Origin of the sequence: Janthinobacterium sp. KBS0711 (assembly GCF_000988085.1) — a bacterium.
In the GTDB taxonomy this organism is placed as follows: Bacteria; Pseudomonadota; Gammaproteobacteria; order Burkholderiales; family Burkholderiaceae_D; genus Janthinobacterium; species Janthinobacterium lividum_E.
Window position 1 is genome coordinate 304,738 of sequence record NZ_LBCO01000035.1, and the last position, 25,513, is coordinate 330,250.

Consider the following 25,513-nt stretch of genomic DNA (forward strand, 5'->3'; position numbering starts at 1 on the left):
CATCCCCGGCGGCCTGAAACGGGCTGCCGGTATTGCATTCGAAAGCCGCACTCTTGTGCGGCTTTTTTCATGCCCGCAGACAAAAAAAAACCGCTGCAGGCAGCGGTTTTCAAGACAGGGTCACGCTTACAGGAAGCGATCCAAAATCTTCCGCGTCGTCTTGTCGATATTGAACATGTCGCGTATCAAAAAGTGGATGCCGTGATTGTCGGCGATCAAGAGCGACGTGGCGCCGATGCGGCGGATGTCTTCCTCGCCTTTCAGCACGAACTGCGTCTCGCCCCGGTCCGTGTCCACGTACCACGTGCACGGCGTGGCGAAGCTGCTCACGCTTTTCACGCGCGCGATCTCGGGCATGAATTCGCGTCCTTCCAGCTCTTCCTGCAGCAGGCTGCGCGCCGGTTCCGGCAAGGCGTCGAGGCGGTCGATCCATGCCACTTCCTTGCCATTGCCCAGCACCAGCGAAATGCCTTCGTCGGGCGACTGGATGGGGAAGGCGCGCACGGGCGCCACACCCTCAAAAACCTGGCCGTCCGCGTCCGTCATCACCAGCTTGCCGAAGGTGTCGCGGCTTAATGTAAAAGTTGTACTGGCCATACTTATTCCTTGTCATCCAGGGCGAGTTCGTTGTTGCGCGCCTGTGCTTCGTAGAGGCGGAAATAGGCGCCCTCTTTCGCCATCAATTCGTCGTGGCTGCCCACTTCGACGACCTGGCCGCGATCCAGCACCACCAGGCGGTCGGCACGGTGCAAGGTCGACAGCCTGTGCGCGATGGCGATCGTCGTGCGGCCCTGCACCAGGTTGTCCAGCGCCTTTTGAATCTCTTTTTCCGTTTCCGAATCGACCGACGATGTGGCTTCATCCATGATCAGGATGCGCGGGTCGATCAGCAGGGCGCGGGCGATCGAGATGCGCTGGCGTTCGCCGCCGGACAAGCCCTGGCCGCGCTCGCCCACCATCGAATCGTAGCCTTGCGGCAGGCGCAGGATGAATTCGTGCGCATGCGCGGCGCGCGCCGCGGCGATGATGTCCTGGCGTGTCGCGTGCGGCTTGCCGTAGGCGATATTTTCAGCGATGGTGCCGAAGAACAGGAACGGCTCCTGCAGCACCAGGCCGATGTTGCGGCGGTAGTCGGACACGGCAAACGAGCGGATGTCGACGCCATCGAGCAGAATCGCGCCTTCCGACACGTCGTAGAAACGGCAGATCAGGTTGACCAGGGTGCTCTTGCCCGAACCGCTGTGGCCCACCAGGCCGATCATCTCGCCCGCCTTGATGTTCAAGGTGATGCCGCGGTTGACGGCGCGGTTGCCATAACGGAAACCGACTTCGCGCAAGTCGATCCTGCCTTCGATCTTGTCCAGTTTCACGGGTTGCGCCGGTTCCGGCACGCTCGACACGTGGTCGAGGATGTCGAAGATGCGCTTGGCGGCGGACGCCGATTTCTGCGTCACGGAGACGATGCGGCTCATGGAGTCGAGGCGGCCATAGAAACGCGTGCTGTAGGCGATGAAGGCGGTCAGCACGCCGACGGTGATTTCGCCGCGCGACAGTTGCCAGATGCCGAAGCACCAGATGACCAGCAGGCCCATCTCCGTCAGGAAGGACACGGTCGGCGAGAACAGCGACCAGACCTTGTTCAATTTGTCGTTGACGGCCAGGTTGTGCGCGTTGGCGTCGCGGAAGCGGGCCGCTTCGCGTTTTTCCTGCGCAAACGCTTTCACCACGCGGATGCCGGGAATCGTATCGGCCAGCACGTTGGTCACTTCGCTCCACACGCGGTCGATCTTTTCAAAGCCCGTGCGCAAGCGGTCGCGCACCAGGTGGATCATCCAGGCGATGAAGGGCAATGGCGCGAGGGTCATGATGGCCAGCCACGGGTTCATCGACCACAAAATGACGCCCGTCATGATGATCATCAGCACGTCGGAAGCGAAATCGAGCAGATGCAACGACAGGAAGACGCAGATGCGGTCGCTGCCGCTGCCGATGCGCGCCATCAGGTCGCCCGTGCGCTTGCCGCCGAAAAATTCCAACGACAGCTTCATCAGGTGTTCATAGGTTGCCGAGCGCAAGTCGGCGCCCATGCGTTCGGACACCAGGGCCAGCACATAGGTCTTGCCCCAGCCCAGCAGCCAGGCCAGCAGGGCCGAACCGAGCAAGCCGCTCATGTAATACACCACCAGCCACGGGTCGATATGCTTGCCGTTCTGATACGGAATCAGCACATTGTCCATCAGCGGCGCCGTCAGGTACGGTGGAATCATGTGCGCGGCCGTGCTCAGCAGCATCAGCATGAAGCCCAGGGCCAGCTGGCCACGGTAGGGATGGGCAAAGCGCCACAGGCGGAACAGGGTCCAGGTCGATGGCGGCGTGTGCAGCACCTTGGCGCAGATCGGGCATTCTTCCTGTTCTGGCTCCAAAGGCGCCTTGCAGCTGGGGCACACTTCCTGTTCCGCTTCCAGCACGGGCTGGCCCGTCAGGTGGCTGTCGAGGCGCTCGACGAACTGTTCCAGCACACGGATCGCATGCAGATTCTGGCCCAGGGTAAAACGCCACGACGCCAGGCGGCCGTGGTCGTCGAACAGTTCCAGATGGCCGACGCCGGCGTGGTCGTGGTGGGTCAGGCGCAATCCGTGGCGGAAAGACCAACTTTTCCAAGTGGTATCGCCTGGCGAACGGGCCAGCAAACGCTTCTCGGTGACAACTATTATGCCTTTTGTGAAACGTAATCGCGCATCGAGGTCAACCTCAACGCTACTTAAAACGTTCTCCCCTGGAGAAAGGTTGCTCTCCACTTCCGCCAGCCAGTGTTCAGGCAGCGATGTGAGGGGAATAGTTGTTGCAGGAACACTCAGTTCAGTTGTCATCGTAAAGCATACTCCGGCTCGAGGCCAAGCCCTTCAGGGCGGGATTTGGGGGATGGGGCAGACGCCCGATCAATGTTTGTGTACTGCGCGATGGCGAGGTGGATGCACCAGTGGCAATTTCCTGTATTGTATCGAATGGATGCCTGCCGGTAAGGAATGATGGCAAAACGGCGCAAAAAAATCAGCGTCCGTCGTACAGGAGCAAGTATACAACAGCCCGCTGTTGCGCAAATGCTCCAGCTTTAAGCAGAGTCGGTATCTTTATAACAAGTATGGCAACAATTAGTAACAATTAGAATGACAACACCAGCAGAATAAGGGCAGCAAACGCGACAAGAGGCCGCTAAAAGTGGCACACTGCGCATACCCGGGATAAAGAACCAAGCACGAGCCTGAAAAGACTCTGTAGAGCCAACATAAAGTATCTGGCGCCCAGACGCCTGGCTTGTTATCAAGAAACCACTTACATGATCAAGAAGAAGAACATCGAATTTGCCCGCGTCACCCACTTGCGCGGCCCCAACATCTGGACTTACCGCCCGGTGATTGAAGCCTGGGTCGACATCGGCGAACTGGAAGACTATCCATCCAATACCCTGCCTGGCCTGTACGAACGCCTGGTGGCGTGGCTTCCCGGCATGATCGAGCACCGCTGCGGCGTGGGCGAACGGGGCGGCTTTTTCGAGCGTCTGCGCGAAGGCACGTGGTCGGCCCACATCCTCGAGCACGTCGTATTGGAACTGCAAAACCTGGCAGGCATGCGCACGGGCTTCGGCCAGACGCGCTCGACCAGCCAGCGCGGCGTCTACAAGATGGCTTTCCGCACGCGCGAAGAGCACGTGGGCCGCGCCGCCCTGGCCGCCGCGCGCGACCTGCTGATGGCCGCCATCAACGATGAAGCCTACGACCTGGAAGCGGCCCTGGCGCCGCTGCGCGACATGGTCGACTCGCGCTGCCTGGGCCCGAGCACGGCCAGCATCGTCGATGCGGCCACCGAGCGCGGCATCCCATCGCTGCGCCTGAACGACGGCAACCTGGTGCAACTGGGCCATGGCGCCGCGCAGCGCCGCATCTGGACGGCCGAAACGGACCGCACCAGCGCGATTGCCGAAGGCATCGCCAGCGACAAGGATCTCACCAAATTCCTGCTCAAATCTTGCGGCGTGCGCGTCCCTGAAGGCAGCCTGGTGCGCAGCGCCGAAGCGGCCTGGGAAGAAGCGCAGGACATCGGCGTGCCCGTCGTCGTCAAGCCGTATGACGGCAACCATGGCCGCGGCGTCTCGCTGAACCTGATGACGGAAGCGGACGTGAAGGCCGCCTATGCACTGGCGGCGCGCAAGGGCGACAGCTCGGCCGTGCTGGTGGAAAGCTTCATCACGGGCGACGAACACCGCCTGCTCGTCGTCGGCAACAAGCTGATCGCGGCCGCCAAGGGCGAGTCCCTGTGGGTCGACGGCGACGGCGTCTCCACCGTGCTGGAACTGGTGAACACGCAGATCAATACCGACCCGCGCCGCGGCGAAGGCGAGGACTTCCCATTGGGTACCGTCAAGCCGCATGAATCGGGCGAAATCGTGCTGGAACTGCAGCGCCAGGGCATGACCGCCCTGTCCGTGCCGCAGGCCGGCCAGAAGGTGCTGATCCAGCCGAACGGCAACGTGGCCATCGACGTCACGGACGACGTGCATCCGTCCGTCGTGCATGCGGCCCTGCTGGCCGCGCGCGTGGTCGGCCTGGATATCGCCGGCATCGACCTGGTCACCACCGACATCACGCGTCCGCTGGAAGAGCAGCGCGGCGCCATCATCGAAGTCAATGCCAGCCCTGGCTTGCTGGCGCACATCAAGCCGGGCGTGGGCCAGCCCCGCCCTGTCGGCGCGGCCATCGTCGACCACCTGTTCGCGCCAGAGGAAACGGGCCGCATTCCGCTGATCGGCGTGACGGGCACGCGCGGCGCCAGCCTGATCGTGCGCATGCTGTGCAAGCTGCTCAACCTGTCGGGCCTGCACACGGGCGCCGTCTGCAGCGAAGGCATGTACCTGGACCAGCGCCGTGTCGTCAGCAGCGATTGCGTCAACTGGGACGCGGGCCAGCGCCTGCTGCTCAACCGCACCGTGCAGACGGCCCTGTTCGAGAGCAATCCGCGCATGATCCTGGCCGAAGGCCTGGCCTACGACAAGTGCCAGATCGGCGTCGTCACGGACATGGGCAGCCTCGATAACGTCAAGGATTTCGACGTGCTGGACGAAGCGGGCCTGTACAAGGCCGTGCGCAGCCAGGTCGACGTGGTGGTGCCGACGGGCGTGGCCGTGCTGAACGCCGCCAACGCGCACGTGCTGGAACTGGCCGAACTGTGCGACGGCACCGTAACCCTGTATGCGCAGGATGGCGGCTTGCCAGCCATCGCGGCGCAACTGGCCGCCGGCCAGCGCGCCGTGTTCGTGCGCGGCAACCACATCGTGCTGGCCGAAGGCGGCATCGAAACGGTCCTGCTGTGCCTGGATCTGCTGAAACCGGCCACGGCCGGCAATGTCGACAGCGTGCTGGCCGTCGCTGCCGCCGCCTGGGCCCTGAACCTGCCTGTCGATTTGATTTGCGCTGGCCTGCGCACCTTTGACGCGGCGCCCGGCTGCATCGGCAACTAATCGGCAACTAAGGCAAAGCAGCACTCAAGCCCGGCCAGGATGGCCGGGCCCACAAGAACACAACAGGATTACGGTTTAATTATGGAAGTATCTCGCGTACGGGCCTTGCGAGGCCCTAACCTCTGGAGCCACGACACCGCCGTGGAAGCCATTGTTTCCTGCACCACGCAGGAACTCGACATCGCCCAGCTGCCCGGCTTCGAAGCCCGCCTGCGCGCACTCTTTCCGCAACTGAGTCCGCTGCAACCGCTGGGCAATTACAACGCCGCGCCGATGGCGCAGGTGCTGGAACTGGCGGCGCTGGGCCTGCAGGCGCAAGCCGGCTGCCCCGTCACCTTCAGCCGCACCACGCCGACCCTGGAAACGGGCATCTTCCAGGTCGTCGTCGAATACTCGGAAGAAGCCGTCGGCCGCCTGGCGCTGGAACTGGCGCAGCAGCTATGCCGCGCCGCGCTCGACGATGCGCCGTTCGACCTGGCCGGCGCCCTGCACCAGTTGCAGGAACTCGATGAAGACGTGCGCCTCGGTCCATCGACGGGCGCCATCGTCAACGCCGCCGTGGCGCGCAACATCCCGTTCCGCCGCCTGACCGAAGGCAGCCTCGTGACGTTCGGCTGGGGCAGCAAGCAGCGCAAGATCCAGGCCGCCGAAATGGATGGCACCAGCGCCATCGCCGAAGCCATCGCGCAAGACAAGGAACTGACCAAGAAGCTGCTGGATTCGGCTGGGGTGCCCGTGCCGCAAGGCCGTGTCGCCGTCGATGCGGACGATGCCTGGGCCGCCGCCTGCGAGATCGGCTTGCCCGTCGTCGTGAAACCGAAGGATGGCAACCAGGGCAAGGGCGTCACCGTCAATGTCACCACGCGCGAACAGCTGACGGCCGGCTTCCTCGCGGCGCAGGAATTCCGCGACGATATCCTCGTCGAACGCTATCTGCCGGGCCACGATTTCCGTTTGCTCGTCATCGGCAACAAGATGGTGGCAGCGGCCCGCCGCGACCCGCCGCAAGTGGTGGGCGACGGCCAGCACACGGTGCGCGAACTGGTCGACCAGGTCAACCTGGACCCGCGCCGCGGCAGCGGCCACGCCACCTCGCTGACAAAGATCCGCTTCGACGACATCGCCCTGGCCAGCCTGGCCAAGCAGGGCTATGTGGCCGAATCCGTGCCGCCCGTGGGCCAGCGCGTGATCCTGCGCAATAACGCCAACCTGTCGACGGGCGGCTCGGCCACCGACGTCACCGTCGACGTGCACCCGGAAGTGGCGGCGCGCGCCGTCGCGGCCGCGCACATGGTCGGTCTCGATATCTGCGGCGTGGACGTGGTCTCCGACAGCATCCTGAAACCGCTGGAAGAGCAGAACGCCGGCATCGTGGAAGTGAACGCCGCACCGGGCCTGCGCATGCACCTGGCGCCGTCGTTCGGCAAGCCGCGTCCCGTGGGCGAAGCCATCATCGCCGCCATGTTCGCCGAGGGCGACGATGGCCGCATTCCCGTCGTTGCCGTCACGGGCACCAACGGCAAGACCACCACCGTGCGCCTGATCGCCCACCTGCTCACCACCTCGGGCCTGCGCACGGGCATGACCAATACAGATGGCGTGTACATCGAAGGACGCCAGATCGACAGCGGCGACTGCAGCGGCCCGCGCAGCGCGCGCAACGTGCTGCTGCACCCGGACGTGGACGCGGCCGTGTTCGAAACGGCGCGCGGCGGCATGCTGCGCGAAGGCCTGGCCTTCGACCGCTGCCAGGTCGCCGTGGTGACGAATATTGGCGCGGGCGACCACCTGGGCCTGAACTACATCACCACCGTGGAAGACCTCGCGGTCCTCAAGCGCGTGATCGTGCAGAACGTGGCCGACAGCGGCGTAGCCGTGCTGAACGCCACCGATCCTGCCGTGGCCCGCATGGCCAAGAATTGCAGCGGCACGGTGACCTTCTTCGCCGCCGACAAGACGCATCCCGTGATGGCCACGCACCGCGCGCAAGGCAACCGCGTCGTGTACGTGGAAGACGGCAAGCTGGTCGCGGCGCAAGGCAAGGAACGCCACGAAATCGCCCTGTCGCAGGTGCCGATCACGCGCAACGGCGCCATCGGCTTCCAGGTCGACAACGTCATGGCCTCCTTGGCCGCCGCCTGGGCCGTGGGCCTGGACTGGAAAACCATCGCGCTGGGCCTGAAAACCTTTGCCAATGAAGCCGACAATGCGCCTGGCCGCTTCAACGTGTTCGATTACAAGGGCGCCACCCTGATCGCCGACTACGGCCACAATCCGGACGCCATCCTGGCGCTGGTGCAGGCCGTGGAAAGCATGCCGGCCAAGCGCCGCTCGGTGGTCATCAGCGGCGCCGGCGACCGCCGCGACGAAGACATCCGCCAGCAGACGGAAATCCTCGGCGCCGCCTTCGACGACGTGCTGCTGTACCAGGATCAATGCCAGCGCGGCCGCGCCGACGGCGAAGTCGTGGCATTGCTGCGCCAGGGTTTGAACGGCGCCAAGCGCACCAGCCATATCGATGAAATCAACGGCGAATTCGTCGCCATCGACAAGGCCCTGGCGCGCCTCGGCGAAGGCGACCTGTGCCTGATCCTGATCGACCAGGTGGAAGAAGCGCTGGCGCACATCGCCAAGCGCGTCGCCGAAGCGTAAGCACAGCCTGACGGCATGCGAGGGCGGCCTGCGGGCCGCCCTTTTTCATCCCTGCTTCAGTCGGCGCCGGCTTTCCCGATCGCCTGCGCGGCCAGCGCGCCGGCCCGCATCTCGCTGGCAAACAGCGTCGCCGCATGCGCGATGGCGCGGGTGGCACGCGCGAGGAAATGCGTCCAGTGCTGCTGCTCGAGCAGCAGCATCTCGATGCAGAACCATACCTGACCGCGCTGCACATGGCCTTTCACCAGCTTGATGCGGCGGTTGACTTCATCGAGCGCGGCACGCACGCGCAGCAACTCTTCCGGCGTATCGATAGTCCACACATTCGGCAACAGCAGTTTCCCAAATTGCGCGTCATCGGCGTCAAAGCACAGGACATAGCCCATGCCTTCGAAACGGAAGACGATATCGCCATCGCTATCGATCTGCGCCTGATATCCGTCCGCTTGCAAGTGCCGCAACAACGGTTCGGTGATAGTGGATGCCAACATGGTGCTTCCTTTCATTGAGTGGGATGGCGACGCCCCATCTGGTGCCGCTGCATCGCTACCTCAACGCGACCACCGGCAAAAAATACAAAACTATTTTCGCCACGTGTGGAGAGCGGGCAAGGCCGGCAGGTGCATGAATACGGCAGGGATACCGGAATTGATATGGACATCGCAAAAGAAGTCATTTGTGGCGCAAAGTCATTCCCCCCTACCATGCTTCCTGAGCCAGTTCCTGCTCTGGCGGCGACTGCCGCAGCGTTCTCAACATAACTAAAATACAGGTGGAGACAAGATGATGCAATTGATGGCACCGGGCACCCGCACGCCCCGACAAAATACGCGCCTGACCTTGAAGGCGACGGTGGCCGCCCTGGCCGGCGCAGGCCTGCTGAGCAGCGCTTCCGTCCGGGCGCAACAGGCGCCCGCCGCGGAAACACCAGTGGAAGAAACGGCACCGGCAGCAGCACCTGCGCCAGTCGACAATGCCGGCATGGCCGTCGTCGCCGTCACGGGCGTGCGCAGGGCAGCGCAAAGTGCGCAGACGATCAAGAAAAACAACGACCAGGTGGTCGACTCCATCGTCGCCGATGAAATCGGCAAATTCCCCGACAAGAACGTGGCCGAAATCCTCGGCCGCGTGACGGGCGTGCAGATCCGCCGCGAAGGCGGCGAAGCGGGCACCGTCATCATCCGCGGCTTGCCCGGCGTCGTGACCTTGCTCAACGGCCGCGAAATGTTCACCTCCGTGGGCCGCAGCCTGTACCTGGCCGACATCCCGACGGCCATGCTGCAGCGCGTGGACGTGTACAAATCGCAGGGCGCGGACATGGTCGAAGGCGGCACGGCCGGCGTGGTCGACGTGCGCACCAACCGACCGTTCGACTTCAAAGGTTTTACGGCATCGGGCAACGTGCGCGCCGAACACCGCGACAAGTCCGGCTCGACGGACCCGAACGTCGGCGGCATGGTCTCGAACCGCTGGAAAACCCAATACGGCGAATTCGGCGCCCTGCTCGGCCTGTCCTACCAGCGCGGCAGATACTATGACGAGACGATCTGGAACGCCGAACCCGTCAAGCGCCCCGACGCGGGCAACATCACGGGCCCCGATTCCGTCGGCATGATCCCCACCGTGGGCGACCGCAAGCGCTACGCGGCCAACGCCGCCTTCCAGTGGCGCCCGAACTCGCAGGTGGAAGTGTATGCGGAAGGCATGTCGACCCTGATCAAGCACGCGTTCGACAGCCAGTTCTTCGTCGGTTCGCTGCCCTGGGGCCAGAACCCGGACATCACCCTGATCCCCGGCACCAATCAGGCGGCCACGGTGGGCAAGATCGACGGCCCATGGTCGCCGTTCACGCTGGGCTCGACCCAGGCGCGGCGCGACCGCTCGATCGGTTCGCAAGGCGCCATCGGCGCACGCTGGGACATCACGCCGCAGCTGCGCGCCACGACGGAACTGGCGCGCACGGTCAGCAACTTCGAACGCGAATTTCCCATCCTCGACTTCCTCGCGCATCCGACCAGCGTGGTCGGCAGCACGAACGTCAACGGCGGCGCGCAGATCAGCTACCCCGGCTACAACATGACGGATCCAAAAAACTATACGCTGCTCGGTTTCTACGACAATCACAACCACGACGAAGGCAGCTCGACCGACTGGCGCGGCGACGTCACCTACGACATGGACAGCACGGGCTTCTTCCGCGAATTTTCGGGCGGCGTGCGCCTGGCCAAGCGCAAGGCCGAATCGGTCCGCGAAAAAAATGGCCAGGGCGGGCTGACGTCGATCATGACGGCGGACGCGATTCCCGGCCTGGCGTGCGCCTCGCACGACAACACGGGCAACTTCGGCCTGCAAAGCTGGCTCACGCCGTGCCGCGACTTCATGCTCAACAACACGGCCGCGCTGCGCCAGCTGTTTACGGGCAGCAGCGAACGCAGCCCAGACGATCCGATGACCCATTACAAGGATGTGGAAAAAACCAATGCCGTCTACGGCAAGGCGCGCATCGGCTTTAACCTGGCGCAAGTGCCGGTCGACGGCACCCTGGGCGTGCGCGTGGTGCAGACCAAGCAGGACTTGCAAGGCAATTCCTCGCAAAACGGCATCGTCACGCCCGTGCGCGTAAAAACCTCGGACACGGACGTGTTGCCCAGCATGACCCTGAAAGCCATGCTGCGCCAGGACCTGATCGCCCGCCTGACGGCCGGCAAGGCCGTGCAACGCCCGAACTTCGCCGACTTCAACCCCGGCGTGAGCCTGGGCCAGAGCCTGGAGATGGTGCGTCCGACGGGCAGCGGCGGCAATCCCGACCTGAAACCCGTGGAAGGCAAGAACCTCGACGTGGCGCTGGAATGGTATTTCGCGCAGACGGGTTCCGTCACGGCCACCGTGTTCCGCCACAACTTCAAGAACTACATCCTGTCCGGTTCGGCCAAGGAAACGTATGACGGCATCGAGTACGATATCACGCGCCCGCGCAACACCTCGAAGGGCCATCTGCAAGGCCTGGAAATGGCGTACCAGCAGTTCTACGACAAGCTGCCCGGCTGGATGAGCGGCCTCGGTCTGCAGGCGAACGCCACCTACATGACGGGCGAGCTGGAGGAATTGAATGGCAGCGCGCATCCGTTCACGGGCATGTCGAAGTGGTCGGCCAATATCGTCGGCCTGTACGAACAGGGACCGTGGTCGGCGCGCCTGGCCTACAGCTGGCGCGACAAGTACGTCGACGACTACAACTACCGCGGCAAGGGCATCCACCTGACAGTGGCGCCCACCAAGACCCTGGATGCGTCGGTCTCGTACAAGCTCAATCCGAACACCACGGTGACCCTGGACGCGAACAACCTGCTCGACTCGACCTACCGCGACTACCACGACACGCCGGACTATGTGCGCGACGTGCGGCGCTATGACAAGGTCGTGGGACTCTCCGTCCGCTGGAGCTTGTGATGGACACCTGAAAAAACCAGCTGCGCGGCGCGCTTTGCGGCCGGCGATGCTCACGGCACTACAGTGCCGCTGCGCTTCTCGGCCACAAATCACTGCCGCTCGCGATGGTTTTGTCAGGCGTCGAAATGTCGTTGAAATACATGTTTTCTTCCTTGAGGGTTTCAGCGCCAGCCGGTGACGGTTGGCGTTTTTTTGCCTTGTGGAATCTATCCGACACAGGAATTGATTTAACGCAAAGTGGCGGCGCCGGGGCGCTTTTATGCTGGCAGCTTGACCATCGAACCCGGCGGGGACAGCATGCGCGATGCACGGCACGTCGACATACAGTTATTTCAACCCGACATTCCCGTGCGGCTCGACATGCGCACGGCGGCACTGGTCGAACATGCGCTGGCCTTGCAGGAAATGGCCGGCACGGGCGCCGCCGCCCTGTTTTTGCATTGCCACGACGTACCGCTGCCCACCGCCTTGCGCGTGCTGACGACGGGACCGCACCGCAAACCGGCCGCGCCGCACCTGTTTGCCCGCCTGCGTCCGCGCACGGCCGCCCTGGCGCAAGGCGCGCCGCTACCGGCGCGCTGACGAATCCTGTACCATCGCCGCAACCTATTCAATGAGGCACGGCGATGCAGGCAGCGACACCCCACGATTCCTATGCGGCACTGATGGACCTGATCAAGGCGCGCCATGCGGAACTAAGCCCGCAATTCCAGGCCGGCGCCCGCTACCTGGCCGACCATCCGGATGAAGTGGCCGTCTCGTCGATGCGCAGCATCGCCGCGCGCGCGCAAGTGCAATCGGCCGCCCTCGTGCGCCTGGCGCAGCAGCTGGGCTTTGCCGGCTGGCCGGAACTGAAAGCCATCTTCGTCGAACGCCTGCGCGCGGGGCCGGCCGGTTATGCGGCAAAGGCCAATGCGCTTGCCGATAAAAACGGTGACCTCGTCACCGAAGTGTTCACGGTGCAGCAGCGCAACCTGGTCGCCACGGAAAGCGCCAACCACGCCGCCCTGGAGGCGGCCGCAGCTCTGCTGCAGGCGGCACCCCGCGTGCACGTGGCCGGCTTTCGCGCCGCCCACCCCATCGCCTACACCCTGCATTATCTGTACCGCTTGCTGCGCCCCAGCGTGCAGCTGCTGAGCGGCCAGGGCGGCACCTTGGAAATGGACTTGCGCGCCCTGCAGGCGGGCGAAGCCGTCGTCGTCGTCAGCTTCGCGCCGTATTCGAGCGAAGCGCTGCTGGTGGCGCAGGCGGCGCGCCAGTCCGGCTGCCAGGTGGTCGCCATCAGCGACAGCGCCATGTCGCCGCTGGCCCTGCAGGCTGATGCCAGCATCGTCATCGCCGTCGACAGCCCCTCGTTCTTCCCTTCCATCGTGGCCGGCGTCGCGGCCGTGGAAAGCCTGGTCGAACTGCTGGTGGCGCGCGCGGGGCCCGATGCCGTCACGGCCATTGGCGCGGCGGAAAGCCAGCTGCGGGCGCTGGGCGCCTACGTAAAAACATCAAATGATGTAAATTAAAAACAAATACATCAATCGTTGCCATGCGGCGCAACGCCTCCTATAATCGGCCATCCCCTTGTCGATAAGAAAGCGATGCCATGAGCCATGTCTTCCACCGCAGCTTGACCGCCAGTTATCCCGTCGCCACGGGCGGCGACGGCCCTTACCTGATCGATGCCGATGGCAAGCGTTACCTGGACGCCTGCGGCGGCGCGGCCGTCTCCTGCCTCGGCCATTCCGATGCGGCAGTGATCGCCGCCGTGCAGCAGCAGATTGCCACGCTGGCCTACGCGCACAGCTCCTTCTTTACCAGCGAGCCGATGGAACAGCTGGCCGATTTCCTCGTCGTCCGGGCGCCAGCCGGCATCGACAGCGTGTATTTCGTCTCGGGCGGCTCGGAAGCGGTGGAAAGCGCGTTGAAAATGGCGCGCCAGTATTTCGTGGAGCGGGGCCAGCCGCAGCGCCGCCATGTCATCGCGCGCCGCCAGAGTTACCATGGCAACACCCTGGGCGCGCTGGCCACGGGCGGCAACGCCTGGCGCCGCCAGCAGTTCGAACCGCTGCTGATTGGCGTGACCCACCTTTCCCCGTGCTACGCCTGGCGCGACCAGCAGGCGCATGAAACGGATGGCGACTACGTGGCGCGCCTGGGCCAGGAGCTGGAAGACAATATCGCCGCACTGGGCGCGGACAACGTCATGGCCTTCATCGCCGAACCCGTCGTCGGCGCCACGGCCGGCGCCCTGCCCGCCGTCGCCGGCTATTTTGCGCGCATGCGCGAGATCTGCCAACGCCACGGCATCCTGCTGATCCTCGACGAAGTCATGTGCGGCATGGGACGCACGGGCAGCCTGTTCGCCTGCGAGCAGGAAGGCATCAGCGCCGACCTGATCTGCATCGCCAAGGGCCTCGGTGCCGGCTACCAGCCCATCGGCGCCGTCATGGTATCGACGGATATCCGCGACACCATCCGCGCCGGCACGGGTTTTTTCCAGCACGGCCACACGTATATCGGCCACGCCACGGCCTGCGCCGCCGCCCTGGCCGTACAGCGGCAGATCGAGGAACGCGATTTATTGGCCAACGTGCGCGCCATGGGCGGCTTGCTGCAAGAACGGCTGCGCCAGCGTTTCGATAGCCATGCCCACGTGGGCGACATCCGCGGCCGCGGCCTGTTCCTGGGACTGGAACTGGTGCAGGACCGAAATACCAAACAGCCGTTCGACCCGGCCCGCCGCCTGCACGCGCGCATCAAGACGCAAGCCATGCAAGCCGGACTGATGTGCTACCCCATGGGCGGCACCATCGACGGCCTGCACGGCGACCACATCCTGCTGGCGCCGCCCTACATCATCGACGCCAGCCACGTCGATGAAATTGTCGACAAGCTGGGCGCGGCCATCGATGCCTGTGTGGCGTAACCGCGCATGCCTGCGACAGAACCGCGCAAACGCGACTGCCAGCAATTTTTGTTCACTCCTTGCCAATATTAATTGACTTATTTTAAACAATCGTTTTAAATCAGGAAGTTACTCAAAATCAATCATCTTGGGCATTCAATCATCGCATTACCCCTTTTCGATGCTTGACGCCCACGTTGATGCACTCTGAAGCCAAGGTATATGGAACTGCTCGACTCCCTGCGTCAGCCCCCACTGCAAGACGACACGATCAGCGGACACTATGAAGTGCGCCGCTTGCTGGGCGAAGGCGGTTTCGGCCATGTATTCGAAGCCTGGGATGCCAAGCTGTGCCGTAGCGTGGCGCTGAAGCGCCTGAAACCGCAAGCCGACGTGCTGCATCCGGAAAAACTCATCAATGAAGCGCGCCTGGCCGCTTCGCTCAGGCATGCAGCTTTCGTGCGCATTTTCGCCATCGAAGGCCAAGGCACGGGCCAGTCCATCATCATGGAACTGGTCGAAGGCCAGACCCTGGGCCAGTTCATGCACGGCGGCAAGGCGGACTTGCAAACGGCGCTCGACATTGCCTACCAGATCGCCGACGCGATGGACGAGGCGCACGCCATGGACCTCGTGCACGGCGACCTGAAACCGTCGAACCTGATGCTGGAAGCGGACGGTCAGGTGCGCATCCTCGATTTCGGCCTGGCGCGCCACATCGACCCGCAAGCCACGCAAACGACCACGCTGTGCGACCTGCAGGGCACCATCGCCTACATGGCGCCCGAGCGCCTGATGGGCCGCCTGCCAGACACGCGCGGCGACGTGTATGCCTTGGGCGCCATGCTGTACGAAATGCTGGCCGGCCAGCGCCACTTCGCCCACCTGAACGGCCTGGCCCTGGCCGCCGCCCACATGCAGGCGACGGAACCGTGGCCCGACCTGCCAGAATCCGTCCCGCCCGCCATCAACGCCCTCGTGCGCGCGATGACGGCGCACGACCCGGCCGAGCGGCCACGCACCATGCGCGCTGTGCGCGAGGCGCTAGGCGCGCAGCGCGGCGAAGCGCCCACCTTGACCACGCCCCTGGCTGACGAGACGCCCGCGAAGGAAGCACCGCCCGCCAGCGTCTCCATCCGCCTGCCCCTGCCCCGCAAGCGCACCCTGAAATGGGGCGCGGGCGTGGCGCTGCTGGCCGTACTGGCGGGATGGCAGCTGCCCAATATCGTTCCAGCCATCAAGTCGTTCATCACAGGCGAAAAGGCGCCCGCGCCGTATTCGGAAATGGCCAGCATGGCGGCGGGGATGGAAGCGTTGCGGGTGTTTGACCGCGATACCAGCCAAGAACAAGCCATTGCGCACTTCAACACGGTGCTCAAACACAATCCATCCAGCGCTGCCGCTTCGGCTGGCCTGTCGCTGGCTTACAGCCTGCGCTATGCTGGCAATGGTCGCGACGACACTTGGTTGCAGCTAGCAAATGCTGCGGCACAGCAAGCACTCGCATCGGACAATCAACTGGCACTTTCCCATGTGGCGCATGCCTGGGTACTCGAATTTCAAGGCAAGCGGGCGGAGGCGTTGAATGCAACAGCCAACGCATTGAATCTTGATCCGCAAAATTTGCTGGGACTGGTGGGCAAGGTACGCCTATTGATTCATATGAGCAAATTTGATCTGGCCAAATCCGTACTGGACAGCGCGATCGCACTGCATCCGAAGGAGCGCCTGCTTCCGATGTTCATGGGCATCATGCTGTATCGCCAAGGCGAATACGCCAGCGCGGAACAGGCGTTACGCAAAAGTATAGAACTCGATCAGCGTTCGACTAGCGCGTATGCGTATCTGAACGCAGTCCTTTTACGCCTCAACCGTAGCGATGAAGCCTTGCGCGTGCTCCAACAAGGCCTGCAGTTCCAGCCGCACTGGGAACTGTATAGCAATCTGGGAACATCGTTGTTTGCCAAGGAGGACTATCTGGGCGCTGTAAAGGCGTTTGAAAAGGCCGTCTTACCCAGCAATGGCAATCCGGGGTTTTATCAATTATGGGCAAATCTTGCTGATGCACAACGCTGGATACCTGCGCAGAAAGAGGCCTCGCAGCAGTCTTATCGGCGCGCCATTGAACTGCTTACGCCAGTCCTGGCGCGCATGCCGGACGACGCGACACTCAACTCGCGCATGGCGCTGTTTTCGGCCTATGTAGGCGCAACCAAGCAGGCGTTGACGAGTATGGAAAAAGCACTCGCCATCGCCCCTCAATTGCCAGATGTCCAATTCCGGGCGACTTTGACCCATGAACTTACAGGCAACCGCACTGCAGCTTTGGCAGCCCTGCAGGAGGCCACCAAGCTAGGCTACCCACTCAACCTGATCGAGTCAGCTCCCGATCTGTTGAACCTCAGGCGAGATACTCGCTATCAGCAACTTATGACCAATATGAAAAGAGATCGTAGAACATGACGCCTGTCAGCCCTTGGATGAAATTATCCGTACATTTTGATGCAGACCAGATCACAAACCAACTCGACTATAGCTTTACTTCATGCGACGGGACAGCCGACCCGCGCCATGGTCCATATATGGGTGGGGTGCATTTCCAGAAAGGACAACATGTTTATCTTGATGTCACCTGTTGCGGCTCCAAGGATGGTGGCTTTACCGCCTTCCAGATCATAGATTGCACCATTGTCACCGTACCGCAACTACTGCAGATCGGCACGAAAGTACCGACTGTTTATTCCCTTCCATCACCATTTCTTCAAGCAATAGGCGCCACCTACAGCCTCCCGCTGGACTTCGAATCTCATTTGCTGCCGCCAGACCCGGCCCAGCCCGACCTGCGGCACATTCGCCAGGAATGGAAGCATAACCTGGATGTAGGTCATGCAAACGGTCGCTGGGAACTGTCTTTTGTCATGACGGTCCGTATCACCCGCAGTGAAGGCGAGCAGACTGAGTTGCGTGTGTTTTCATTCGACCCAGAAAGCTCCGTCGGCGACGCCTGGGGCCAGGGTTAATTTCAGCAATCCACGGTTGTCTCACAGCAGGTGACGGCTTAAAAGCTTCCTGCCAGTTTTCGGGCCAAGACATCCTTGGTGTTTTGGCCTGCATGGCGATAGCGATGCAAACGTATTACAACCTGCCCCACCACGCAAGGACTGGCGCAAAACACGGCTATCTCGCCCATCCTTGCAGTCCTGTCTGGGAGCTGGGCTATTGAACGCACCTTTTCCAGTCAGATACGCTACTGGTGCATGCTACCTGGCAGCGCCACCGGCGCGGCTTTTTCACATCCGCACGCAATACGCCGCCCCGCCCGCCGAAAGCGGTAAAATGACGGCCTTGAACCCAAGCTCCGCCCCCTGGCGCGGCCTTGAATGCACATAGCACCACACACAGCCCGGCAGGCATGCGTTTCCCTGCCGCCGGACCAACGACAAAGAACACATGACCACCGTCCCAAAAGAAATCAACGCCGCCGCGGCAAAGAAAAATTCGGCTGAAAAGCTCACTCCAATGATGCAGCAATATTTAGGCATCAAGGAGAACCACCCGACGATGTTGGTCTTCTACCGCATGGGCGATTTCTACGAGCTGTTTTTCGAGGATGCGGAAAAAGCCTCGCGCCTGCTGGGCATTACCCTGACGGCGCGCGGCGTGGCCAGCGGCAATCCGATCAAGATGTGCGGCGTGCCGTTTCATTCGCTCGACGGTTATCTGGCCAAGCTGGTCAAGCTGGGCGAGTCGGTGGCCATTTGCGAGCAGATTGGCGACCCGGCCACCAGCAAGGGGCCGGTCGAGCGCAAAGTCATGCGCGTGGTCACGCCCGGCACCCTGACGGATGCGGACTTGCTGCCAGAGAAGGCCGAGCGCCCGCTGCTGGCCATGTGCAGCATCACGCAGCGCAAGACGGTCACGACGGGCCTGGCCTGGCTGTCGCTGGCCAGCGGCGCCTTGAAGCTGATGGAGTTTTCCGGCGACAGCAGCACCGTGGCCGTACGATTGCAGCAGGAGCTCGAGCGCATCGTGCCGGCTGAAATTCTCAGCGGCGACAATGGCAACCTGTTTGACGACTACGCGGGCACGCACATCAACCGCGTGCCGGACTGGCATTTCGACGTGGTGGGCGGCCACAAGGCCCTGCTGGATCAATTGGGCGTGGCGACCTTGACGGGCTTTGGCGCCGATGGCCTCGGCGCCGCGTTCGGCGCGGCCGGCGCGCTGCTGCGCTATGCGCAGTCGACGCAGGGTCGCGGCTTGCAGCACGTGCGCTCCCTGACGACGGAAACGGAAAGCGAATTCATCGGCCTGGACGCGGCCACGCGCCGCAACCTGGAGTTGACGGAAACCATCCGCGGCCAGGAATCGCCGACTTTATTTTCGCTGCTGGATCATTGCCGCACGGCCATGGGTTCGCGCATGCTGCGCCACTGGCTGCACCATGCGCGGCGCGACCAGAAGGTGGCGCGCGCGCGCCATGAAGCCATCGCCGCGCTGGCGCAAAGCGAAGCGGCCGCTCCGCTTGCCGCCACCCTGGCGCAAGTGCCCGATATCGAACGCATCACCACGCGCATTGCGCTGCTGTCGGCGCGTCCGCGCGACTTGGCCGCCCTGCGCGACGGCCTGCTGCAACTGCCGGCCCTGCGCGGCGACGTCGTGCGTTGTTATGGCCCTGGCCAGGGCGGCGAAAACGGTTTGCTGGCCGCCATCCACACGGCCTTGGCCACGCCTGTTGCCTGCCTGGACTTGCTGGTGCGCGCCGTGGCGCAGGAACCGGCCGCCATGGTGCGCGACGGCGGCGTATTCGCCACCGGTTTCGATGCGGAACTCGACGAATTGCGCGCGCTGTCGGAAAACGCAGGCCAGTTCCTGCTCGACCTGGAAACGCGCGAACGGGCCCGCACGGGCATCGCCAATCTGCGCGTGGAATACAACAAGGTGCACGGCTTCTATATTGAAGTCACGCACGGCCAGACGGACAAGGTGCCGGACGACTACCGCCGCCGCCAGACCCTGAAAAACGCCGAGCGCTACATCACGCCGGAATTGAAGGTGTTCGAAGACAAGGCCCTGTCGGCGCAAGACAAGGCCCTCGTGCGCGAAAAGATGCTGTACGACCTGCTGCTGGCCGAGCTGGCGCCACACATCGGCACCTTGCAGACGATCTCGCAGGGTCTGGCCCAGCTCGACACCCTGAATGCGCTGACGGAACATGCGCAGCAGCACAACTGGGCCGCGCCGCAACTGGTCGACGAGCCGTGCATCAACATCGTCGAAGGCCGCCACCCCGTGGTGGAAAAACAGATCGAACGCTTCATCGCCAACGACTGCCGCTTCGTCAACGAGCGCCGGCTGCTGTTGATCACCGGTCCGAACATGGGCGGTAAATCGACCTTCATGCGCCAGGTGGCACTGATCACCCTGCTGGCCTACGTGGGCAGCTACGTGCCGGCCGCTTCCGCCACCATCGGCCCCATCGACCGCATCTTCACGCGCATCGGCGCCACCGACGATCTGGCGGGCGGGCGCTCGACCTTCATGGTGGAAATGACGGAATCGGCCGCCATTTTGAACGGCGCCACCGAGCACTCGCTGGTGCTGATGGATGAAGTGGGCCGCGGCACCTCGACCTTCGACGGCCTGGCGCTGGCATGGGCCATCGCGCGCCATCTGATCGACACCAGCCGCAGCTTTACCCTGTTTGCCACGCATTACTTTGAGCTGACGCAACTGCCGGACAGTCACCCAAGCGCCGCCAACGTGCATCTGTCCGCCGTCGAGCACAAGGACAGCATCGTCTTCCTGCACGCCGTGCAGCCTGGCCCCGCCTCGCAAAGCTACGGCTTGCAGGTGGCGCAATTGGCCGGCGTGCCGCAGCCCGTGATCAAGGCCGCGCGCAAACACCTGGCGCGCCTGGAAGCGCAGGCGCTCGACGCCACGCCGCAGCGCGACCTGTTCGCCGCGCCGGCAGCCGATCCGTATGCGCAAGAGGAAGAAGAGGAAGCATCGGCGCCGCTGGCCGCATTGAACGCGGCGCAGCAAGCCTTGCTCGACGCCATCGCCGACCTCGATCCCGATGCGCTCACGCCGCGCGATGCGCTCGAGCAGCTGTACCAGTTGAAACGGCTGGCCGCCGCATGACCTGCCGGCGCAGCGCGATCCACCTGCTGGCCGCCGGCTTGCTGGCTGCCAGCCTGCCATGGCAAGCGGCGCTGGCCGCCCAGAGCGACCAGGCCGGCTTCGAGTTTGCCGTGCTGGGCCATTCCTTCAACGCCGGGCCGGACGATGGCCCCCTGAAAAAAGCCATCGCCGACACCAGCGCCTTCAATGCGTCTTTCGTCGTGGCCACCGGCATCAAGGCGGCCAGCGAATCGTGCAGCGACAAACTGTACAGCCAGCGCAAGGACTTGCTGGACGCCAGCGGCCCGCCGCTGATCGTCTCGCTGTCGGCCAGTGACTGGGCCAACTGCCGCAATTCGCGCGGCAGAGTTAACGCCATCGAACGCCTGAACCGCTTGCGCGACGTGTATTTCGCGGACGACCAGAGCCTGGGCCAGCGCAAGCTGACCCTGTCGCGGCTGTCATCGACGGCGAAGTTCCGCAGCTATGCGGAAAATGCCCACTGGGAATACGGCGGCGTGCTGTTTGCCACCATCAACCTGCCCGCGAATAACAACCATTTCCTGCCGGAAGCGGGACGCAACAGCGAATTCGAAGACCGCCTGGTCGCCAACCGCTCCTGGCTGCAGCGCCTGTTCGCCATGGCGCAGCGCAAGCAGCTCGACGGCATCGTGCTGTTTTCCGATGGCGACATGGGCGTGCTCGACGAAGACGACAATTCGTTGCTGCCCAGCTTCAGCTCGAAACAGGACGGCTTTGCCGGCCCGCGCAAGCAGGTTCGTACCCTGGCGAAGAAGTTCAGCGGCAAGGTGTTGCTGGTCGATACGCAGCGCGATCGCGAGGCGGATGGCAAGGAAGGCAAAAGTAAAAAGGCCGCGGCCAAGGCAGGCGGGCCGAAAATCAGCTGGAAAGGCAACCTGGGCCATGTCAGCATCGACAACGACTGGTCCGCCATCGCCGTACGGCCAGGCAAGACGCCATTTTTTGAGGTGCGTCAACGTGCCGTCAGGCCATCGGCGCAAGCGAGGGCCAAGGCGTCGACGCTACGCCGTTAATAACAGCGGCACAAGCGAACAGGCCGGCATGTAGCCGGCCTGGAACAAGCAGTATTAATGAATCGGATGCGTACGGAAGTGGTCGCCCTCTTCGCCTTCATCATCTTCATCGCCATGGTCATGGCCGTGTGCGCCATGCACGTGGCCATGGGCGATTTCTTCGTCGGTGGCGGCGCGCACGTCAGCGACGGTCAGCGAGAAGCGCAGCGCGATGCCGGCCAGAGGATGGTTACCATCCAGCACAACCTTGTCGTCGGCGATGTCGGTAACCGTGAAGATCATCGCTTCTTCGTCCGGCGAATCGCTTTCCGGCATGCCTTCGAACTGCATGCCCACTTCCAGCGGCTCAGGCAGGCGATTGCGCGGCTCGACCTTGACCAGGGCTGGATCGTATTCACCGAAAGCATCATCCGGTTCGATCTGGATCGTGTTGGAATAGCCAACTTCCTTGCCGTCGAGCTCTTCTTCGATCTTTGGCAGGGTGTTTTCATAATCACCGTGCAGGTAGACCATCGGCTGGCGGCCGTCTTCGATCAGATTGTCTTGCGCGTCTGACAGTTTGTAGTTGACAGTCACGACCGTATTTTTGGCAATCTTCATTATGCTTCCTTTCATTGTATAAGCTGGCAAATTATACCTTCACGCCGCCAACGGCAGGCGCATTCCTGCATTTCCGGTTGTTATAATGGGTGCATGAAAACATTAACTCTCCTCGGCGATATCACGCCGGCGCAATTCCTGCGCGACTACTGGCATAAAAAACCCTTGTTGATCCGTCAAGCCGTACCTGGCTTCAAGGCGCTGTTCGATTTCAAGGCCCTGGCCGAGCTGGCTACCCTCGACCACGTCGAATCGCGCCTGGTCAGCCATGCGGATGGCCACTGGAACATGCAGCAAGGTCCGCTGACCAGCCTGCCTTCGCTGAAACAGAAGGAATGGACCCTGCTGGTGCAGGGCGCCAACCTGCACAGCGCCAAGGCCGACGCCCTGCTGCGCCAGTTCCGCTTCCTGCCGGACGCGCGCCTGGACGACCTGATGGTCAGCTTTGCCACCGATGGCGGCGGCGTGGGCCCGCATTTCGACTCCTATGACGTGTTCCTGCTGCAAGGCCAGGGCAAGCGCCACTGGCGCATCGGCGCGCAGAAGGACCTGAGCCTGATCGACGGCTTGCCGCTGAAAATCCTCAGCAACTTCACGCCCGACGAAGAATTCACCCTGGAACCGGGCGACATGCTGTACTTGCCGCCCCACTACGCGCACGACGGCGTGGCCATCGGCGACTGCCAGACGTATTCGATCGGCTTCCGCTCGCCATCGTTCCAGGAACTGGGCGAAGCCTTCCTGCAATTCATGGCCGATTCGATCGACTTGCCGGGCATCTACAGCGATCCCGACCTGAAGGCGTCGGGCAAGCCGGCGGAAATCCCACGCGACATGCTCGCCACCATCACGGAAGAAATGAACAAGGTGCGCTTCACGGAAGAAGACGTCACCATCTTCCTCGGCGAACACCTGTCGGAACCGAAGCACAATGTGTTTTTCACGCCGCTGTCCAAGCCGCTGACGGTGGGCCGTTTCGCGGATGCCGCGCAGAAAAAGGGTGTCGTGTTGTCACGCAAGACCCTGATGCTGTATCGTGGCAAGAATGTCTTCATCAATGGCGAATCGTTTGCCATTGGCAAGGCCGACAAAACGGCCCTGGAAACCCTGGCCAACGAACGCGCCCTCGATGGCGCCGCCGTGGCCCAGGCTTCCGATGACGTGATGGATGCCTTGTATACCTGGTATCAGGATGGCTGGATCGAACTGGCTTGAATGATCGTATCGTAGCAAAGTGGTATTACAGTAGGTAAAAGAACAGCTTCTGCGCCAGCGCAAAGAAAGATATTATTTTTATATCGTTTTGTCGCGCTTTCGCAAATCGCTTACACTTGCTTGCAATTTGCTTCGGCAAATATTGCGATATCACAAAATAGTTGCGAATTTGCCTCTTGCTCCTATTGCGACGCACCAAAAATCGCTATAATATTCGGTTAGGAAGTTTCCGTTGTCTGGCAGGCACCACCTGGTACGAAAAGCCTTCGAAGACGACCTAACGAGCGATAATTACCGGTAATTATTCATCGCAACAATATTGATTTATTTTTTGAAATAATTAAGGAAAACAAATGAAAAAATCCCTGCTGATCGCCTCCCTGATGGTTGTTGCTCTGGCTGCTTGCAGCAAAAAAGAAGAAGCTCCTGCACCAGCACCAGTAGTTGAAACCCCAGCACCAGCACCAGCAGTTGAAGCTGCTCCAGCTGCTGCTGCTGACGCTGCTGCTTCGGCCGCTACCGACGCTGCTGCTGCTGCTTCGAGCGCTGCTTCGGCCGCTTCGGACGCTGCTGCTGCCGCTTCGGCTGCTGCATCGGCTGCTAAGTAATTTAGCACCCCGCAGGAAAGAAAGCCGGCCTTCGGGCCGGCTTTTTTACGTCCGGCGTTTTGTCCGCAAGATATGACGCCGGACGCAGGCAATAAAAAAGGCTGACCCGGTTTGCACCGGGCCAGCCTTTTTAATGCGTGGCAGGTTTTCAAACCTGCCGCTGTCATACCACTTATTTCAACTGGTCGTTCAGCAGGCCCAGGATCTTCTCTGCCACTGGCGAGACATCAGGCTGGCCTTCGTTGCTGAGGATGCTGACCAGGCTGGTCGAACCCGTACCGGCCTTGACGAGAACGCGGTAGCGCTGCGCTTCCTTGTCCTTGTCGGACGACGAGCCCCAGCTGAACAGTTTCGAGAAGAAACCATCTTTCTTGACCGCGTCCGGATCGACGTAACGCACGAAATACGTGCCTTGCGTGCGGTCGCGGTCTTCCACGGTGAAGCCGACACGGTCCAGCGCCAGGCCGACACGGCGCCAGGCGCGGTCGAAACCTTCATCGACCTCAATGCCGCGCGACGGCGTGGCGGCGTCGCCGACCAGCTTGGCGTGCTGCGGCTGCACGATGGCGGCATCGACAGCCGTCTTCGCTTGCGCATCGTCGCTGGCCGCGCCCAGGCGCGTCATCAGCTTGGCCAGGAATTGCGCCTCCAGGCCCGGATCGTTCGGGCGGGCGGTCCAGGTGGTGGTTTCCTTGTCGCGGCCCGTGACCACCTCTTCCACGCCGCGGTGGCTGATGTAGATCTCGGTCGATCCATCGGCCAGGCGCTCCATGCGGGTACGGAACTTGTCTTTTTCACCGGTCGAGTACAGCGAATCGAAAGCCTTGCCGATGGTGCTGCGGATAAAGTCTTGCGGCACCTTGGCACGGTTTTCGTTCCACTCGGTTTCCATGATGCCAGCCGTCGGCTGGTCCACGGCAATGGTGAAGCCCGAATCTTCCCAGAACTGCTTGAGTTGCGGCCACAGCACCTCAGGCGACTGCTTGACGACCAGCCAGCGTTGGTTGCCCGCGCGCTCGACCTTCACGCCGCCTGCCGTGACAGGCACGACACCGACCACGCCGTCGGCGCCCACGACGACGGGCGTACCGGCCGTGGCGTTGCGCTGCGCGTTGTAGCCGGAAGCCGTGGCCACGCCGTTTTTCGCATCCGGCAAGGAGTAACGGTTGTCCTGCTGCAATTGCGTCAGGTCAGGCGGCACGTCCAGGGTGCCGGCTTTCTTGACCGACTTGTAGTCGACCTTGTCGCCGCCGACTACCGAACTGATCATGCCGCAACCCGCGAGGCTGGCTGCGATGGCGCCGATGACGATGCCGCGGACGGCGATGGTGGCAGGCGCCGATTGGTTTTTCTTGCAATTAGTCATGTCGTAACTGGATAAGAAGCTAAGTAGCAGCTG

The 25,513-nt window shown here is 62.6% G+C and carries 17 protein-coding genes; 12 read left to right on the plus strand and 5 right to left on the minus strand.

The genetic code is table 11. The features are described from left to right. Positions 1-126: 126 nt before the first annotated feature. Complete coding sequence (locus tag VM94_RS24530; RefSeq protein WP_034750645.1) at positions 127-597, minus strand: cyanophycin metabolism-associated DUF1854 family protein; 471 nt, start codon at positions 595-597, stop codon at positions 127-129. 2 nt (positions 598-599) lie between these two features. Further along, entirely contained in the window at positions 600-2,870 is a 2,271-nt protein-coding gene (locus tag VM94_RS24535) for a cyanophycin metabolism-associated ABC transporter (RefSeq protein WP_080698525.1), read from the minus strand. A 467-nt stretch (positions 2,871-3,337) separates the two neighbouring features. Between VM94_RS24535 and VM94_RS24540 the strand changes: the two genes are divergently transcribed. Beyond that, positions 3,338-5,515, plus strand: a complete 2,178-nt coding sequence (locus VM94_RS24540; RefSeq protein ID WP_046685832.1) for a cyanophycin synthetase — start codon at positions 3,338-3,340, stop codon at positions 5,513-5,515. Between the two features lie 81 nt (positions 5,516-5,596). Then, on the plus strand, positions 5,597-8,167 hold the full coding sequence (gene cphA, locus VM94_RS24545; RefSeq protein WP_046685833.1) for a cyanophycin synthetase: 2,571 nt from the start codon (positions 5,597-5,599) through the stop codon (positions 8,165-8,167). A gap of 56 nt (positions 8,168-8,223) precedes the next feature. Here the strand turns inward: cphA and VM94_RS24550 are convergent, their stop codons facing one another. Then, positions 8,224-8,658 carry a hypothetical protein gene (locus tag VM94_RS24550; protein WP_051991083.1) on the minus strand — a complete coding sequence of 145 codons (435 nt, stop codon included), beginning with the start codon at positions 8,656-8,658 and terminating at the stop codon, positions 8,224-8,226. A 292-nt stretch (positions 8,659-8,950) separates the two neighbouring features. On the opposite strand from VM94_RS24550, the gene VM94_RS24555 reads away from it, so the two are divergent. The 8 genes from VM94_RS24555 to VM94_RS24585 all read left to right on the plus strand — a co-directional run bounded on the left by VM94_RS24555 (position 8,951) and on the right by VM94_RS24585 (position 21,691). Further along, entirely contained in the window at positions 8,951-11,617 is a 2,667-nt protein-coding gene (locus tag VM94_RS24555) for a TonB-dependent receptor (protein ID WP_235433012.1), read from the plus strand. A 270-nt stretch (positions 11,618-11,887) separates the two neighbouring features. Beyond that, a complete protein-coding gene (locus VM94_RS27535) occupies positions 11,888-12,199 on the plus strand; it encodes a hypothetical protein (protein ID WP_138829013.1) in 312 nt (103 codons plus the stop codon). A 44-nt stretch (positions 12,200-12,243) separates the two neighbouring features. Beyond that, the gene (locus tag VM94_RS24560) at positions 12,244-13,131 is read left to right on the plus strand and encodes a MurR/RpiR family transcriptional regulator (RefSeq protein ID WP_046685834.1); all 888 of its coding nucleotides are present in this window, start codon (positions 12,244-12,246) and stop codon (positions 13,129-13,131) included. An 80-nt stretch (positions 13,132-13,211) separates the two neighbouring features. After that, a complete protein-coding gene (locus tag VM94_RS24565; RefSeq protein ID WP_046685835.1) occupies positions 13,212-14,534 on the plus strand; it encodes an aspartate aminotransferase family protein in 1,323 nt (440 codons plus the stop codon). A gap of 201 nt (positions 14,535-14,735) precedes the next feature. Continuing rightward, positions 14,736-16,976 (plus strand): serine/threonine-protein kinase, encoded by a 2,241-nt coding sequence (locus tag VM94_RS27540; RefSeq protein ID WP_052755933.1) that lies wholly within the window; start codon positions 14,736-14,738, stop codon positions 16,974-16,976. Continuing rightward, entirely contained in the window at positions 16,973-17,533 is a 561-nt protein-coding gene (locus VM94_RS24575; RefSeq protein ID WP_138829012.1) for a hypothetical protein, read from the plus strand. The genes VM94_RS27540 and VM94_RS24575 overlap by 4 nt, the downstream gene beginning before the upstream one ends. Positions 17,534-17,963: 430 nt before the next feature. Then, entirely contained in the window at positions 17,964-20,657 is a 2,694-nt protein-coding gene (gene mutS / locus VM94_RS24580; protein ID WP_046685837.1) for a DNA mismatch repair protein MutS, read from the plus strand. Next, positions 20,654-21,691: a hypothetical protein gene (locus tag VM94_RS24585; RefSeq protein ID WP_046685838.1), complete on the plus strand. Its 1,038-nt coding sequence runs from the start codon at positions 20,654-20,656 to the stop codon at positions 21,689-21,691. Before mutS ends, VM94_RS24585 begins: the two co-directional genes overlap by 4 nt. A 54-nt stretch (positions 21,692-21,745) precedes the next feature. On the opposite strand, the gene VM94_RS24590 is transcribed toward VM94_RS24585, so the two are convergent. Continuing rightward, positions 21,746-22,291, minus strand: coding sequence for an FKBP-type peptidyl-prolyl cis-trans isomerase (locus tag VM94_RS24590; RefSeq protein WP_034783360.1), 546 nt, complete (start codon positions 22,289-22,291; stop codon positions 21,746-21,748). Positions 22,292-22,384: 93 nt separating this feature from the next. Here VM94_RS24590 and VM94_RS24595 point away from each other — a divergent pair, with 93 nt between their 5' ends. After that, the gene (locus VM94_RS24595; protein ID WP_046685839.1) at positions 22,385-23,506 is read left to right on the plus strand and encodes a cupin domain-containing protein; all 1,122 of its coding nucleotides are present in this window, start codon (positions 22,385-22,387) and stop codon (positions 23,504-23,506) included. Positions 23,507-23,859: 353 nt separating this feature from the next. Continuing rightward, a complete protein-coding gene (locus VM94_RS27985) occupies positions 23,860-24,114 on the plus strand; it encodes a hypothetical protein (RefSeq protein ID WP_071650198.1) in 255 nt (84 codons plus the stop codon). Between the two features lie 172 nt (positions 24,115-24,286). On the opposite strand, the gene bamC is transcribed toward VM94_RS27985, so the two are convergent. Beyond that, positions 24,287-25,480, minus strand: coding sequence for an outer membrane protein assembly factor BamC (gene bamC / locus VM94_RS24605; RefSeq protein WP_046685841.1), 1,194 nt, complete (start codon positions 25,478-25,480; stop codon positions 24,287-24,289). Positions 25,481-25,513 lie beyond the last annotated feature (33 nt).

Coding starts and splice junctions, on each gene's coding strand:
- VM94_RS24530 (WP_034750645.1), bottom strand. CDS start 597: ATGGCCAGTACAACTTTTACATTAAGCCGCGACACCTTCGGCAAGCTG.
- VM94_RS24535 (WP_080698525.1), bottom strand. CDS start 2,870: ATGACAACTGAACTGAGTGTTCCTGCAACAACTATTCCCCTCACATCG.
- VM94_RS24540 (WP_046685832.1), top strand. CDS start 3,338: ATGATCAAGAAGAAGAACATCGAATTTGCCCGCGTCACCCACTTGCGC.
- cphA (WP_046685833.1), top strand. CDS start 5,597: ATGGAAGTATCTCGCGTACGGGCCTTGCGAGGCCCTAACCTCTGGAGC.
- VM94_RS24550 (WP_051991083.1), bottom strand. CDS start 8,658: ATGTTGGCATCCACTATCACCGAACCGTTGTTGCGGCACTTGCAAGCG.
- VM94_RS24555 (WP_235433012.1), top strand. CDS start 8,951: ATGATGCAATTGATGGCACCGGGCACCCGCACGCCCCGACAAAATACG.
- VM94_RS24560 (WP_046685834.1), top strand. CDS start 12,244: ATGCAGGCAGCGACACCCCACGATTCCTATGCGGCACTGATGGACCTG.
- VM94_RS24565 (WP_046685835.1), top strand. CDS start 13,212: ATGAGCCATGTCTTCCACCGCAGCTTGACCGCCAGTTATCCCGTCGCC.
- VM94_RS27540 (WP_052755933.1), top strand. CDS start 14,736: ATGGAACTGCTCGACTCCCTGCGTCAGCCCCCACTGCAAGACGACACG.
- VM94_RS24575 (WP_138829012.1), top strand. CDS start 16,973: ATGACGCCTGTCAGCCCTTGGATGAAATTATCCGTACATTTTGATGCA.
- mutS (WP_046685837.1), top strand. CDS start 17,964: ATGACCACCGTCCCAAAAGAAATCAACGCCGCCGCGGCAAAGAAAAAT.
- VM94_RS24585 (WP_046685838.1), top strand. CDS start 20,654: ATGACCTGCCGGCGCAGCGCGATCCACCTGCTGGCCGCCGGCTTGCTG.
- VM94_RS24590 (WP_034783360.1), bottom strand. CDS start 22,291: ATGAAGATTGCCAAAAATACGGTCGTGACTGTCAACTACAAACTGTCA.
- VM94_RS24595 (WP_046685839.1), top strand. CDS start 22,385: ATGAAAACATTAACTCTCCTCGGCGATATCACGCCGGCGCAATTCCTG.
- VM94_RS27985 (WP_071650198.1), top strand. CDS start 23,860: ATGAAAAAATCCCTGCTGATCGCCTCCCTGATGGTTGTTGCTCTGGCT.
- bamC (WP_046685841.1), bottom strand. CDS start 25,480: ATGACTAATTGCAAGAAAAACCAATCGGCGCCTGCCACCATCGCCGTC.